This is a genomic window from Micromonospora sp. NPDC051006, assembly GCF_044456245.1.
Taxonomy (GTDB): Bacteria; Actinomycetota; Actinomycetes; order Mycobacteriales; family Micromonosporaceae; genus Micromonospora.
The window spans coordinates 100,365-114,688 of sequence record NZ_JBITFP010000015.1; the positions used below are offsets into that span (position 1 = coordinate 100,365).

Genomic DNA, 14,324 nt, shown 5'->3' on the forward strand with positions numbered 1-14,324 from the left:
CCCGTCCCACCTCTTCGTCCGCGGGGGCCGCCCACCGCAGCACCGGGCGGCCCCCACACCCCCTCGGAAAGAAGGTCCCGTGTCCGCACACCCCAGACGGCGGCTCCGGTCGTACCTGGCCACGGCGGTCGCCACCGCCGCCGTGGTCCTCGCCGTCGCGCCCCCGCAGGCCGCCCAGGCGGCGGTCATCCCCGCCGCCGACTACCAGCAGGTCACCCTCGCCACCGGTACGGCCGAACTCGGCGAGCCGATGTCACTGGCCGTGCTGCCGAACCGGTCGGTGGTGCACACCGCCCGCAACGGCACCGTCCGGATCACCGACGCGGCCGGCAACACCAAGGTCGCCGGGACCCTGCCGGTCTACACCCACGACGAGGAGGGCCTGCAGGGCGTCGCGGCCGACCCCAACTTCGCCACCAACCGGCACCTCTACCTCTACTACTCCCCCACGCTGAGCACGCCGGGCGGTGACGCCCCGGCCACCGGCACCGCGGCGGACTTCGCACCGTGGAAGGGGCACCTGCGGCTGTCCCGGTTCACCCTCAACGCCGACGACACGTTGAACCTTGCCAGTGAGCGGATCATGCTCCAGGTCGACGCCGACCGGGGCATGTGCTGCCACGTCGGCGGCGACATCGACTTCGACGCCGCCGGCAACCTCTATCTCTCCACCGGCGACGACACCAACCCGTTCGAGTCCGCCGGCTACACCCCGATCGACGAGCGGACCAACCGCTATCCGGCGTACGACGCGCAGCGGACCTCGGGCAACACGAACGACCTGCGCGGCAAGGTGCTGCGGATCAAGCCGCAGCCGGACGGCAGCTACACCGTCCCGGCGGGCAACCTCTTTGCGGCCGGCACGCCCAACACCCGGCCCGAGATCTACGCGATGGGTTTCCGCAACCCGTTCCGGATGGCGGTGGACAAGCCCACCGGCATCGTCTACCTGGGCGACTACGGCCCGGACGCGGGCGGCACCGACCCGAACCGCGGCCCCGGCGGCCAGGTCGAGTTCGACCGGATCGCCAGCGCCGGCAACTACGGCTGGCCGTACTGCACCGGCACGAACACCAGCACCGAGACCTACAACGAGTACACCTTCCCCTCCGGGCCGTCCGCGGCGAAGTACAACTGCGCCGCCGGGCCGACGAACAACTCGTTCCGCAACACCGGCCAGAGCACACTGCCGCCGGCCCGGCCGAGCTGGATCAGGTACGGCGACGCCGGGTCGCCGCCGCAGTTCGGTAGCGGGTCCGAGTCGCCGATGGGCGGGCCGGTCTACCGCTACGACCCGAACCTGAACTCCAGCATCAAGTTCCCGGCCTCGCTCAACGGGCAGTTCTTCGCCGGCGAGTACGGCCGGCGTTGGATCAAGGCGATCGCGGTCAACGCCGACGGGTCACCCGGGGAGATCTCCGACTTCCCGTGGCGCGGCACCCAGGTGATGGACCAGGCGTTCGGCCCGGACGGGGCCCTCTACGTGCTCGACTACGGCACCGGGTCGAACAACCAGGCGCTCTATCGGATCGAGTACATCGGTGGTGGCAACCGCAGCCCGATCGCCGTCGCCGCGGCGAACCGGACCTCCGGTCCCAGCCCGCTGACCGTCACCTTCTCCTCCGCCGGCAGCCAGGACCCGGAGGGCGGAGCGCTGAGCTACCTCTGGACCTTCGGCGACGGCACCACCTCGACCGCGGCCAACCCGACGAAGACGTACACCGCGAACGGGACGTACACCCCGACGTTGCGGGTCACCGATCCGACCGGGCTCTCCGCCACCGCGAGCCTGGTGATAACCGTCGGCAACGCCGCGCCGACCGTGACGCTCACCGTCCCGACCGACGGCTCCCTGTTCACCTTCGGCGACACCGTCCCGTTCCAGGTCACCGTCACCGACCCCGAGGACGGCACGATCGACTGCTCGCGGGTCCGGATGGCCTACGCCCTCGGTCACGACAGCCACGCCCACGAGATCACGGTGCGCAACGGTTGCTCGGGCACCATCACCGTGCCGGTCGACGGGGAACACGACACCGCCGCCAACATCTACGGCGTCTTCGACGCCAGCTACACCGACAACGGCGGGCTGACCTCGCGCAGCACCCGCATCCTGCAGCCCCGGCACCGGCAGGCCGAGCACTTCGGCGCCCAGTCCGGCGGCGTCCAGACCGCGGAGCACGCCACCGCGGAGGGCAGCCGCACCGCCGGCTTCATCGACAACGGCGACTGGATCTCGTTCCAGCCGTACCATCTGGCCACCGCCACCCGGTTCACCGCGCGGGTCTCCTCCGGCGGCCCGGGCGGCACCATCGAGGTGCGGGCCGGCTCCGCCACCGGCACCCTGCTCGGCAGCGTGGCCGTGGCCCCCACCGGCGGCTGGGACACCTTCACCAACGTGTCGACCACGCTGACCAGCCAGCCGTCCGCGCCGACCACGCTGTACCTGGTCTTCAAGGGCGGTGCCGGGAACCTGTTCGACGTGGACGCCTTCACCCTCGACGGGGGCACCGGCGGGGGCACCGGCACCACCCTGCGGGCGGGCGCCAACAACCAGTACGTCAGCGCCGTCGGCACCGCCGCGCTGATCGCCAACAAGGCCACCGTCGGCGCCACCGAGCGCTTCGACCTCGTCGACCTCGGCGCGGGCAACGTCGCGTTGCGTTCGCGCAGCAACGGCATGTACGTCTGCGCGGAGAACGCCGGCGCGCAACCGCTGGTCGCCAACCGCGCGGCGGTCGGGGCGTGGGAGACGTTCGCGCTGGTGCGCAACACCGACGGCACGGTCAGCCTGCGGGCCGCCGTCAACAACATGTACGTCGTCGCCGAGAACGGCGGCGCCGCCGCCTTGATCGCCAACCGGGCCGCCGTCGGACCGTGGGAGAAGTTCACCCTCGGCAACGGCTGACCATCACCAGACCGGCGGTGCGGCCGGCGTCCCCCCGGCCGCACCGCCAACCCCGACCCCGACCCCGATGGAGCGTCATGTACCCGAGAAACCGCTGGCTGCGCCGCGCGGCCGCCGCCCTGGTGGCGGCGGTCGGTCTCGCCGTCGCCGCCGCCCCGACCGCTCAGGCGGCCCCGCCGCCGACCGCCGCCGGCCCCGCCGCGCCGGTCGCGCCGCTGGCCGCGACCGCCAGCAACGTGCACATCTTCTACTACTCCTGGTACGGCAACCCCAGCGTCGCCGGCAGCTACCGGCACTGGCCGCAGGGCGGCCACACCCCGCCGCAGGACATCGGCGCGAACTTCTACCCGACGCTCGGCACGTACGACTCCGGTGACCCGGCCGCCGTGCGTCGGCACATGGCGTGGATCCGCGACGCCGGCGTGGGCGTGCTCGTCCACAGCTGGTGGGGCCAGGGCTCCTACGAGGACAACCTGACCCCGATCGTGCTCGACGCCGCGGCCGCGTACGGCCTGCGGGTCGCCTGGCACCTGGAGCCGTACGCGGGCCGGACCGCCGCCTCGACCGTGGCCGACATCAACTACCTGCACAACCGCTACGGCAGCCACCCGGCGTTCCACCGGGACGCGGCGCACGGAAACCGGGCCCCGTTCTACGTCTTCGAGAGCCTGCGGATCGCCGACTGGTCGCCGCTGGCGCAGGTCCGCGACACCAGCATCGTGCTGGCCCAGACCACCGACACCACCAAGGTCGCCCACTTCGGCGGGATGTACACCTACGACGGGATCGCCGGGGCGACCGCGCCCGGCTGGGCGTCCGCCAGCGCCTTCTGCCGGGCCAACGGCCTGGTCTGGGCGCCCTCGGTGGCCCCCGGCTATCTCGACGACCGGGCCGTGCCGGGCAACACCACCCCCACCGTCGACCGGGCCAACGGCGCGATGTACGACCAGCAGTGGTCCAACGCGTTGAACCCGTCGCACGGCGGCCCGCCGACCTGGGTCTCCATCACCTCGTTCAACGAGTGGCACGAGGGCTCGACGATCGAGCCGGCGAGCGCGAGCCCGCCGGCCGGGCACGGCTACCTGACCTACTCGGGCGCGTACGGCCGGACCGGCGCCGCGGCCGAGACGGCCTACCTGGACCGCACCCGGTACTGGGTCAACCGGTTCGATCCCTCTGTCGACCCGGCGCCGAACCCGGACCGACCGGTGAGCCTGCGGTCGCACGCCAACGGCCGGTACGTCAGCGCCGCCGGCACGGCCCCGCTGGTCGCCAACCAGCCGGCGGTCGGCCCGACCGAGCAGTTCGACCTCACCGATCTCGGCGGCGGCACGGTGGCGCTGCGCGCCCGCGGCAACGGTCGGTACGTGGCCGCGGAGAACGCCGGGGCGGCTCCGCTGGTCGCGAACCGGGCCGCGGTGGGGCTGTGGGAGACGTTCCACCTGGTGCGCAACGGTGACGGCAGCGTGAGCCTGCGCGCCGCGGTCAACGACCGGTACGTGGCGGCGGAGAACGCCGGGGCCGCGCCGCTGATCGCCAACCGGACCGCGATCGGGCCCTGGGAGCGGTTCGACCTGGTCGGCGGCTGACGACCGCCCGACCATGGCGCACGCTGGTTCTCGACGTCGTGCTGGCCGACGGCGTCGGTTGCCAACGCCGGGGCACCACAGGCTCCGGCCCGGCGGCTTCCGCCGGGCCGGAGCATGGGTCGGAGCGGTCGGATCCTCAGTGCGCCCAGCCCGCGGCGTGCATCGCGTTGTGGAACCACCCACCCGAGTCCATCAGCCCGAACTCGCCGTCCGCCGTCGCCCCGGGAAGCTGCGCGAGATCCTCGGCCAGGGTCCCGGCGCCGATCCGCGGCAGCGCGGCGAGCGCCTCCTCGACCGAAAGGCCGGACCGGGCGATCACCTCCGGGTGACGCCGGATGTGGTCGCCGACGTGCTGGACCACCGCCGCCAACCGGCCGGTGAGCAGCTTCGGGTCCGGCTCGTCCAAGGTGGGCGCCAGACCTGCCACCTCCCACGTGGGGCTCAGTACCGGCGCGAGCCGGCGGCCCGACCGGTCGAAGAACTCGAGGCCACCCTTCGCACCGAGGTCGCGCTCGCTCAACATCTCGGCAACGCTGGCATAGGCGTGCGCGAAGGTGTTGTCGCTGGCGATGACGACCGGCTGAACATCCATGGTGGACGCCGGCTAGGTCGGTAGCTGGGCCATGGCGCTCCCCTGAAGATCCGCTCGACGTCGCACGAGCGCGGGTCGGTGACACGCTTCCTCCCGCAGCCTAGGCACGGCCCGCAAGCCCGCCAGCGGTCTGGCGCTCGCGTGTCGGCAATCCGTCGTTGTCCCCCGGCGGAGCCGCTCCGTAGCGTCGCGGCTACGGATCGCCGCCACGCGGAAGGGGCCCCTCGTGACCGAACTCGTCGCCGCACAACTCGTCGTGAACAGCAGGATGCTCTACTTCGGCTGGACTCCGGCCGACCCTGAGGCCGTGTCCGCCCTCGTTCCGGAGGGACTCACTCCGGCCCCGAACCGCCAGGTCTTCATGAACCAGTACGTCGTCGACGACGCGACGCAGACCTCCGGCTTCGGCGCCTACTCGCTGACGTACCTCGGGCCGGACCTGTCCGGGATGGACGCTCCGGACGGGGTGACCCCGGGCCGCTGGTGGACGCACTACTTCAACTCGAGTCCCGCCGTACGCGCCTACGCCGCTGCCCGCGGCGTGCCCGCGTCGGTGGGGACCACCACCATCGAGCTGAGGGGCCACCGGCTGGTTGCCACCACCGAGTCCGACGGCGTACCGGTGATCAGGACGACCGCCCGCGTCGGCCGCACCGGCGACGCCGTGAACCGGGGACAACTGCGCTACCTGACCCACCTGGACGGCGAGCTGCTCAGCGGGAACTACCCCTTCGTGGCCGAGCCGGTCGACCCCTTCGAGGTCGAGTCACTGGAGTTCCTCGAGCCCGACCACCCGGTGTACGCGCTGCGGCCGGCCGAGCCGCTGGACGTCACGTGGGGCTTCTACTCACCGCGGGCGTCGTTCGCCTACCCGGGTGGCGAGTCGGTACTCGCGTCGGTCGACTGACAGCCCGGTCGGCCTTCCGCCGGCCTCCGTGCCACGTCGACTCGAGCGCCGCCACGGGACGCCGTCGCGCGAATCAGTGGTCGGCCGGTCGGACCGAGAGCTCGTGCCGGAAGACGTTTCGTGGGTCCCATCGGGCCTTGATCTGTCGCAGCCGTCGGTAGTTGGGGCCGTAGTAGAGGTCGGGCCAGGGTCGGGCTCCGGTCGCGACATCGATGTCGGGATAGTTGACGTAGGCGCCGTCCGGGGGCACGCCGCAGGTGTCGGCGTACATGTCGCGGTAGAACTCCCGGATCCAGGCCAGGTGTCGCGCGTCGGCCGCCGGGTCGGTCCAGCCCGCTAGGTAGAACAGCAGGGTCGACGCGTCGCGGTGGACGGCGGCGGTGGCGGCGGCTGGTACGGCGTTGATCGCCCCGCCGTAGGTGTTGAGGCTGAGCGAGCCGGTGAGCAGGTCCTCTCCGGCGCCGGTCAGGTGGCGGTAGGCGACGTGCAGCTGCCGCTCGGTCAGCGGCGCGCGATGGAAGGCGGACTTGACCTTGAGCCGCCAGCCCTTGCCGTCGTCGCTCTCACCGCCGAGCGTCGCGGTCAGCCAGGGCAGCGTCTCCGACGAGACGGTCGGGGTGACCCCGACACCCTCGCCGAGCGCACCGACGAACTCGTCGAGCAGGTGCCGGCGGTCGTGCGGCACCTGACCGACGAGGGTGTGGCCACCGGCCTGCGGGCGGGACAGGATCAGCTCGCCGTAGAGGTGCGCGCCCGGCGAGCCGGGTGCGCTGTGGCGCGCGCACCAGGCGCCGAAGTTGCCGGCGAGTCGGTGGAAGCCCGGCTCGTCCAGGCCGGCCCATGGCCAGGTGACGGTGAAGTCCAGCACCCGGGCGGGTGGGGTGGGCAGCGCCCGGAACCAGTAGCGGGTGACGACGCCGAGGTTTCCGCCGCCGCCACCGGTGTGCGCCCACCACAGGTCGCGGTGCGGGTCCGTGCGCTCCCGGGTGGCAACCACCGCCCGGGCGGTGCCGCCGCGGTCCACCACGACCACCTCGACCGCGTGCAGGTGGTCGACCGCGAGCCCGTGCAGGCGGGACAGCCGGCCGTAGCCGCCGCCCGCGATGTGGCCACCGACGCCCACACCCGGGCACGATCCTCCCGGGATGGTCACCCCCCAGCCGAGGTAGAGCCGGCGGTACGCCTCGCCGAGCGTGGCGCCCGCCTCGACCGCGAAGCCGAACCGGCGTGGGTCGTGGTAGATCCCGGTCAGGCCCGACATGTCGATCACCATCCGGACCGCCGGGTCGTCCACGAACCCCTCGAAGCAGTGCCCCCCGCCGCGTACCGCGACCCGCCGGCCGGTACGCACCGCGTCCTGCACGGCCGAAACGACCTGCTCGGTCGAGCCGACCACGCGCACCTCGTCGGGCGCACCCACGAACCGCCGGTTGCCCCGGCGGACAAGGCTCGCGTACCTGGGGTCGTCCGGGAACACCCGCACCGGGCCCAGCGGCGGCGCACAGTCCCCCGCCGGTGGGGAGGCGGACGCCGGAGACGGCTGGAGGACGGCGGCGGACGCGACGGCACCGGCGCGGAGCAGGTCTCTGCGGCTGGGCTGCTTCATGCCCTCGATCCTGTGGCCGCCGGCGGACGGTGTGCAGTATTTTCGTCACACGACGTGCCGTGACGAAAGCGGAGACGGCTGTGCTCACCGTCCGATGTGTCGAGTGCTTGGCCGAGCTGCCCGCCGGTCCGGGCCGGGGGCGCCCACGCCGCTACTGCTCGCGCCGGTGCCAGGCACGCGCGTACCGCCGGCGCCGTGATTACGGCCCCACCGCCACCTCGCGTCGCCTCCCCGATCCGCCGCCGCCCACCGGCGGCGATCCCCGCGACCGGCTGGTCGGCCTCGCGGTCCGGCTCGCCGACACGGCGGGCCTGGGCGCGGTCTCCATGCGGGCCCTCGCCCACCGCGCCGCGACGCCCGCCCACGTCGTGTACCGGCACCTACCGAACCGGGCCGAGCTGCTCAGCGCGATGGCCGAGCAGGTCACCGCCGCCCGCCGACTCGACGCACCACTGCCGCACGACCCGCGCGAGCAACTCGAACGGCTCGCCGGGGACGAGTGGGCGATGTACCGCCGCCACCCGTGGCTGCTGTCCGTCCTCGCGACCGACCGGCCACCGACCGGACCCGCCGTGCTGGCCATGGTCGACCGCGTGGTGGCGGCGTTCACCGCCGTCGGGTACGACCCGGCCGAGGCGTTCCGCGCCTACCTGGTGCTCAGCGGCTACGTCCAGGGCATGGCCCTGCTCATCCGGGGCGAGCCGGCCGACACCACCTACCAGGCCTGGTGGTCGGCGACCCGCACACGGCTCGAGCGAACCGGCCGCACCGAGCGACGGCCCTGGCTGGCCGCAGCCGGCCGCACCAGACCCGACACCGCCCTCGACACCTGGTTCCAGTTCGGCCTACGCCGGCTGCTTGACGGCCTCCTGCCACGCTCCGAGGCATGACCAACAGCCACCCACCTGCATCCGTGTCCGGCGCGGAGGTCAAGACTGGGGCATGGAGTTCTTCTGCTACCACCGCGACCGACGCGGCTCCGCGGCACTGCGCGACGAGCTGCGGGAAGAGCACTGGTCCTACATGGACCGCTTCGCGGCGGAGATGATCGCCCGTGGCCCGACGCTCGCCGACGACGGCACGCCCACCGGCAGCGTGCACATCCTCGACCTGCCCGACCCCGCCGCCGCCCGGGCGTTCGCCTTCGACGAGCCCAACTACCAGGCCGGCGCGTACCGGGACGTACTGCTGCGCCGGTGGCACAACACGCTGGGGCGCACGATGTGGGACTTCCCCACGGGCCGCACCGGCGGCAACCGATACCTGGTGCTCGGTCTCGGCACCGGGCAGGCCGCCGACCCGGCCGTGCCGTCGGACCGCGCCGGGCTGATCGCGTACGGGCCGTTGCTGTCCGACGACGGCGACAGCTGGCTTGGTACGGCGGCGCTGGTCCGGGCGGCGGATCCGGTCGAGGCGCGCGCGGTCCTGACCCCGGACCGGTACGCCGACATCGAGGTGCACAACTGGATGTTCGGCGGGCGGCCGTCCTGACCCGACCGGCTCCGGCCCGGGTCCGCGGAAGCTCAGGAACGGCGGTTCAAGAATTGCAAGCTCTTGTTAAGAACTTGCAGGGGTTCATTGAATTTCCGTAGGCTGCTCGCGTGACCGAATCCCCCCTGGTCGAGGCGAGGAATCTAACCAAGATCTATCCACCGCGAGGCTCCACTGCGGAGTTCCGTGCCGTCGACGGCATCGACTTCGAGCTCCAGCGGGGCGAGGCCTTCGGACTTCTCGGGCCCAACGGCGCCGGCAAGTCCACCACCATGCGAATGATCGCCGCGACGTCGCCGATCAGTGGTGGCAGCCTGCGTGTGCTGGGCATGGACCCGATGAGGCAGGGCCCGCAGATCCGCGCCCGGCTGGGCGTCGTGGCGCAGGACGACTGCCTCGACAACGAACTCACCGTGCGGGAGAACCTGCACATCTACGGGCGATACTTCAGCCTGCCGCGGGCGGTCATTCGCGAGCGCGCGACCCGGCTGCTGGATTTCGCTCACCTTCAGGAGCGATCAGGCGACCAGGTCGAGACGCTCTCCGGCGGTATGCGCCGGCGGCTGACCATCGCCCGTTCCCTGATCAACGAACCCGACATCCTGCTGCTCGACGAGCCGACCACCGGCCTCGACCCGCAGGCCCGGCACGTCCTGTGGGACCGGCTCTTCCGGCTCAAACAGGAGGGCGTCACGCTCATCCTCACCACGCACTACATGGACGAGGCCGAGCAGCTCTGCGACCGGCTCGTCGTCGTCGACCACGGCCGGATCGTCGCGCAGGGCTCCCCTCGCGAGCTGATCGCCCGACACGCCACCAGGGAGGTCCTCGAACTCCGTTTCCACCTCGACGAGCGGGACACCGCGGCGGAGAAGCTCCGCACGTCGGCGCTGGCCACCGGCGGCAGCGACACCGACGGACGCGTCGAGCTGCTCCCCGACCGGGTGCTCGTCTACGCCGCCGACGGCGAGGCGGCCCTGGCCGCGGTGCACGCCATGTCGATCACCCCGCTCACCGCGCTGGTCCGCCGCGCGACCTTGGAGGACGTGTTCCTCAGGCTCACCGGCCGATCGCTCATCGAGTAGCAGGAGACCACTGGTGCTTCGCGCATTCGGATACTGGATCATGCTCTATCGGCGCACCTGGCGTGGCTCGATCGTGATCAGCGTGCTGAACCCGTTGCTGTTCCTCATCGGCATCGGCGCGGGCCTGGGTGCACTCGTCGACGACAACGCTCCGGCGCAGATCGCCGGCGTCTCCTACGCGGCGTTCTTCGCGCCGGGCATGCTGGCCGCGGCCGCGATGCAGAGCGCTTTTCTGGAGGGGTCCGCCGGAGTCGCCCGAGCTGCGACCTTCGGGGCCTACCGGGGTGCGACCCCGACACCGCTCGAACCCGAGCAGCTCGCCGCCGGGCACCTGCTCTTCATCGCGTTCCGGGTGCTCACCGCCAGCGGTGCGTTCATCGCGGTCATGGCCGCCTTCGGGCTGATCAGGGGCTGGTGGGTTCTCGGGGCCCTGCTCGGGGCGACGCTGACGGGGGTCGCGTTCGCGGCGCCGGCCGCCGCGTGGGCGGTCGGCGTACGCAAGCTGCGCCACATCGACACGGTGTTCCGCTTCGTCATCATGCCGCTCTACATGTTCTCCGGCACCTTCTTCGCGGTCTCGCAGCTACCGGAGTGGATCCGGCCGCTGTCCTACGTGTTGCCGCTCTGGCATGGAGTGGAGCTGTGTCGGACCCTCAGCCTCGGCACGGCGACGATCACCGGCAGCTGGGTCCACATCGCCTACCTACTGGTCCTGGCGATCGGCGGGTTCCTGGTCGCTCGGATCACCTACCGCCGGAGGTTGCACGGATGACGGCCGACGTCCAGCGCACCGCGGAGTCACCGATGACCACCACCGCCGCGCCCGGGTGGGCGGTGCGCCGGTCCCTGGCGCTCATCGAACGCAACTTCATGATCTACCGCCGGTCGGTCACGCCGCTGCTCAACGCGCTCGTCGAACCGATCCTGTACCTGTTGTCGATCGGCGTCGGCGTCGGGTTGCTGGTGGGCACGGTGCCCGGGGTCGATGTCCCCTACGCCGTCTACGTGGCCCCGGCGATCCTGGCCACGACCGCGATGAACACGGCGTTCAACCAGACCAGCTTTGGCGTCTTCGTCCGGATGAAGGTGGAGAAGACCTACCAGGCGATCCTGCCGACGCCGCTGTCCGTCACCGACATCGCGGTCGGTGAGGTCACCAGCGCGATGATCAACGCGTTGCTGACGTCGATCGGATTCCTGGCCGTCATGGCGATCGGTGGGCTGATCACCTCGGCCTGGGTGCTGCTCGCGCTACCGGCGTCGGTGCTGATCGCGTACGCGTTCGCCGCGGGCGGGCTCGCTGTCACGACCTACCTGCGCGACTTCCCCGACTTCCAGTACATCCAGCTCTTCATGCTGCCGATGTTCCTGTTCGCGACCACGTTCTACCCGCTGTCGGTCTACCCGGAGGCGGTACAACCCCTGGTCGGGGCCCTGCCGCTCTACCACAGCATCGAGCTGGTACGTGAGCCGGCGCTGGGGCACCTCGGCTGGGACCTGCTGATCCCGGTGGTCTATCTCGTCGCCTTCGGGTCGATCGCCATGCTCATCGCCACCCGACGGATGACCCGAGCGATGCTGCACTGACACCGCACGCTCGTCCAGCGCGGCAGTTGGAGTTGTGGACCGGACCGGAGGCGGCCCGCGTTCCTACCGGATGCGGGCGGCAGGGGCTCGGTATGCCGCGGCGGTGAAGGCGTGCAGGGCAATCTCGGCCGACTGCTCCAGTTGGCTGCGCTGCGCGCCGGCTGCCGCGTGGACGGCGTGGCCTTCGGTGACGACGCTGAGAAAGCGGGCCAACGCGGCGGCATCGACGTCCGGCGGAAGATCGCCCTCGTCGACGGCGCGGGCGAATCGGGCGGCCAGGGCCTGTTCACCGGCCAGCCGGCTGGCCGCCAGGAACTCGGAGATGGCCGCGTTCTCGGTGCCGCAGGCGGTGCCGCCCTGAACGGAGAGGCATCCCGCGGGACGGTCGGGCCGAGTCAGTGCCACCACGTTCTCCCGTAGCAGGACCGCCGCCACCTGGTGGGCCGTCGGCTGATCCAGCGCGTCGCGCGCGTAGGCCATCTCGACGTCCGCGTACCGGGCGACCACCTTGCGGAACAGGCCCTCCTTGTTGCCGTACGCGGCGTAGAGGCTGGGCTTGTTGATGCCCATGGCCGCGGTGAGGTCGGTCAGCGAGGCGCCCTCGTAGCCGTGCCGCCAGAACACCTCCATCGCCCGGTCCAGGGCCTGTTCGGTGTCGAATCCGCGCGGTCGTCCGGTTTGCGTCACGTCGTGCACCCCCTCCTGGCACCAACGATACCGCCGCTCCAACCGATCGGTACAAAAGTTTGGGATGGGCGGAGGACCCTGCTACGTTGTTTTGTACTGAGCGGTACAGAACTACGGAGGAGTCGAGATGGACAACGGAAAACACAGCCTCGGCACGGTCGGGATCTGGAGCATGGAACTGCGCGGAGCAGCCCGGCCCAAGGTCCGCGAGGCCGCCGCCGAGCTGGACCAGCTCGGCTTTCCCGCGCTCTGGATCCCGGGCCTGGACGGTCTGGGGGCGTTGGACGACGTCCAGCACCTGCTGGCCGCCGCGCCACGCGCCACCGTCGCCCTCGGTGTGCTGTCGATGTGGGGTCAGGACCCGGCCAGGCTGGGCGACCGCTGGTCAGCGCTTGATGCCGCGTACGGTCCCCGCGCCCTCCTGGGCCTCGGGGTCAGCAACGCCCACTCCGCTGCCAACGCTGGGCAGGACTACGGCAGGCCAACCGCGTCGATGAGCCGTTTCCTCGACGGCCTCGACACCGCACCCCGTCCGGTCCCGGCCGACCGGCGTCTCCTGGGCGCGCTGGGGCCGAAGATGGCCGATCTCGCCACCGCACGGACCTCCGGCTGGCACCCGTTCCTGGTGACGCCCGAGTACTCGGCGACGCAGCGGGCGCGGGTGGGCGAAGCCCCGCTGATCGCTCCGCACCTGGCCGTGGTCCTGGACCGCGATCCCGCTCGGGCGAGAGCGGCCGCCCGGGCCGGTGTCGGGATGTTCATCGGCTTCCCGGCCTACCGATCCAACCTGGTCCGCCTCGGCTTCGGCGCGGAGGACCTGATCCCGGGCGGCAGTGACCGGCTCATCGACGCCCTGGTCGCCTGGGGAGACCTCGACGACGTCGCCGAGCGTATCCAGGCCCACCTGGACGCCGGCGCCGACCACGTCACCCTGCACGTCCTGCGGCCCGACGCCCACGACGGCGGCGACCTGCCGCGGCAGCAGTGGCGCGAGCTCGCCACGTTGCTGCCCCGCTTCACCCCCCGCACTGACCAACCCCGCTGACCCGCCTGCCGAACACCCGATCAGCGACGCACCAAACCCATCCCGCAGCACGGACCTGAAGGAGCACCACACATGGCACAGCTCAACGGCAAGACCGCCCTGGTCACCGGTGGCACCACCGGCATCGGCCTGGCCGCGGCCCGCCGCTTCGCAGCCGAAGGCGCGCACGTCTTCATCACCGGGCGCCGCCAGCAGCAACTGGACGAGGCCATCAGCGCCATCGGCCGAGATGTCACCGGGATCCGCGGTGACGTGAGCAACCTCGACGACCTCGACCGCGTCATCGACGCGATCACCGCCCGCGGCGCGGGTCTGGACGTGCTGTTCGCCAACGCCGGCGGCGGCGAATTCGCACCCCTGGGCAGCATCACCGTCGAGCACTACACGGACACCTTCGACAGCAACGTGCGAGGCACCGTGTTCACCGTCCAGAAGGCCCTGCCGGTGCTGAACGACGGCGCTTCGGTCATCCTGTCCGGCTCGACCGCGGCGACGAAAGGCACCCCGGCATTCGGTGTCTACGCCGCCTCCAAGGCCGCCATCCGTTCGTTCGGTCGCACCTGGGCCGCCGAGCTGACCGGCCGCGGGATCCGGGTCAACACCCTCATCCCGGGCCCGACCGAGACCCCGGGGATCACCGGGCTGGCCGCCAGCCCGGAGGAGGCCGCCGGCCTGCTGCAGATGCTCGCCGCCACCGTGCCGATGGGGCGGATGGGCCAGCCGGAGGAGATCGCCAACGCCGCTCTGTTCCTCGCGTCCGACCAGAGCAGCTTCATGACCGGCGACGAGATCTTCGTCGACGGCGGCGCGAACCAGGTCTGACCGCA

The 14,324-nt window shown here is 71.7% G+C and carries 13 protein-coding genes; 10 read left to right on the forward strand and 3 right to left on the reverse strand.

The genetic code is table 11. From position 1 onward, the window contains the following. Nucleotides 1-79 precede the first annotated feature (79 nt). Both ACIBBA_RS22085 and ACIBBA_RS22090 read left to right on the forward strand, forming a co-directional pair. Nucleotides 80-2,908 carry a PQQ-dependent sugar dehydrogenase gene (locus ACIBBA_RS22085; RefSeq protein ID WP_396699855.1) on the forward strand — a complete coding sequence of 943 codons (2,829 nt, stop codon included), beginning with the start codon at nucleotides 80-82 and terminating at the stop codon, nucleotides 2,906-2,908. A gap of 77 nt (nucleotides 2,909-2,985) precedes the next feature. Then, entirely contained in the window at nucleotides 2,986-4,497 is a 1,512-nt protein-coding gene (locus ACIBBA_RS22090; protein ID WP_396699856.1) for a hypothetical protein, read from the forward strand. A gap of 136 nt (nucleotides 4,498-4,633) precedes the next feature. On the opposite strand, the gene ACIBBA_RS22095 is transcribed toward ACIBBA_RS22090, so the two are convergent. Further along, entirely contained in the window at nucleotides 4,634-5,089 is a 456-nt protein-coding gene (locus ACIBBA_RS22095; protein WP_396699857.1) for a hypothetical protein, read from the reverse strand. A gap of 226 nt (nucleotides 5,090-5,315) precedes the next feature. Here ACIBBA_RS22095 and ACIBBA_RS22100 point away from each other — a divergent pair, with 226 nt between their 5' ends. Beyond that, nucleotides 5,316-5,996: a hypothetical protein gene (locus tag ACIBBA_RS22100; RefSeq protein WP_396699858.1), complete on the forward strand. Its 681-nt coding sequence runs from the start codon at nucleotides 5,316-5,318 to the stop codon at nucleotides 5,994-5,996. Between the two features lie 73 nt (nucleotides 5,997-6,069). Here ACIBBA_RS22100 and ACIBBA_RS22105 read toward each other — a convergent pair whose 3' ends face one another. Next, nucleotides 6,070-7,602, reverse strand: coding sequence for an FAD-binding oxidoreductase (locus ACIBBA_RS22105; RefSeq protein WP_396699859.1), 1,533 nt, complete (start codon nucleotides 7,600-7,602; stop codon nucleotides 6,070-6,072). Between the two features lie 80 nt (nucleotides 7,603-7,682). Between ACIBBA_RS22105 and ACIBBA_RS22110 the strand changes: the two genes are divergently transcribed. The 5 genes from ACIBBA_RS22110 to ACIBBA_RS22130 all read left to right on the forward strand — a co-directional run bounded on the left by ACIBBA_RS22110 (nucleotide 7,683) and on the right by ACIBBA_RS22130 (nucleotide 11,765). After that, nucleotides 7,683-8,492: a TetR/AcrR family transcriptional regulator gene (locus tag ACIBBA_RS22110; RefSeq protein ID WP_396699860.1), complete on the forward strand. Its 810-nt coding sequence runs from the start codon at nucleotides 7,683-7,685 to the stop codon at nucleotides 8,490-8,492. 52 nt (nucleotides 8,493-8,544) lie between these two features. Next, nucleotides 8,545-9,093, forward strand: coding sequence for a YciI family protein (locus ACIBBA_RS22115; RefSeq protein WP_396699861.1), 549 nt, complete (start codon nucleotides 8,545-8,547; stop codon nucleotides 9,091-9,093). Nucleotides 9,094-9,203: 110 nt separating this feature from the next. Beyond that, nucleotides 9,204-10,178 (forward strand): ABC transporter ATP-binding protein, encoded by a 975-nt coding sequence (locus ACIBBA_RS22120; protein WP_396699862.1) that lies wholly within the window; start codon nucleotides 9,204-9,206, stop codon nucleotides 10,176-10,178. A 13-nt stretch (nucleotides 10,179-10,191) separates the two neighbouring features. Further along, nucleotides 10,192-10,950: an ABC transporter permease gene (locus ACIBBA_RS22125; RefSeq protein WP_396699863.1), complete on the forward strand. Its 759-nt coding sequence runs from the start codon at nucleotides 10,192-10,194 to the stop codon at nucleotides 10,948-10,950. Continuing rightward, nucleotides 10,947-11,765 (forward strand): ABC transporter permease, encoded by an 819-nt coding sequence (locus ACIBBA_RS22130; RefSeq protein WP_396699864.1) that lies wholly within the window; start codon nucleotides 10,947-10,949, stop codon nucleotides 11,763-11,765. The genes ACIBBA_RS22125 and ACIBBA_RS22130 overlap by 4 nt, the downstream gene beginning before the upstream one ends. Nucleotides 11,766-11,828: 63 nt before the next feature. On the opposite strand, the gene ACIBBA_RS22135 is transcribed toward ACIBBA_RS22130, so the two are convergent. Beyond that, nucleotides 11,829-12,452: a TetR/AcrR family transcriptional regulator gene (locus ACIBBA_RS22135; RefSeq protein WP_396699865.1), complete on the reverse strand. Its 624-nt coding sequence runs from the start codon at nucleotides 12,450-12,452 to the stop codon at nucleotides 11,829-11,831. A 127-nt stretch (nucleotides 12,453-12,579) separates the two neighbouring features. Here ACIBBA_RS22135 and ACIBBA_RS22140 point away from each other — a divergent pair, with 127 nt between their 5' ends. Both ACIBBA_RS22140 and ACIBBA_RS22145 read left to right on the forward strand, forming a co-directional pair. After that, the gene (locus tag ACIBBA_RS22140; protein WP_396699866.1) at nucleotides 12,580-13,497 is read left to right on the forward strand and encodes a TIGR03620 family F420-dependent LLM class oxidoreductase; all 918 of its coding nucleotides are present in this window, start codon (nucleotides 12,580-12,582) and stop codon (nucleotides 13,495-13,497) included. Nucleotides 13,498-13,569: 72 nt separating this feature from the next. Further along, entirely contained in the window at nucleotides 13,570-14,319 is a 750-nt protein-coding gene (locus ACIBBA_RS22145) for an SDR family oxidoreductase (protein ID WP_396699867.1), read from the forward strand. Nucleotides 14,320-14,324: the final 5 nt, after the last annotated feature.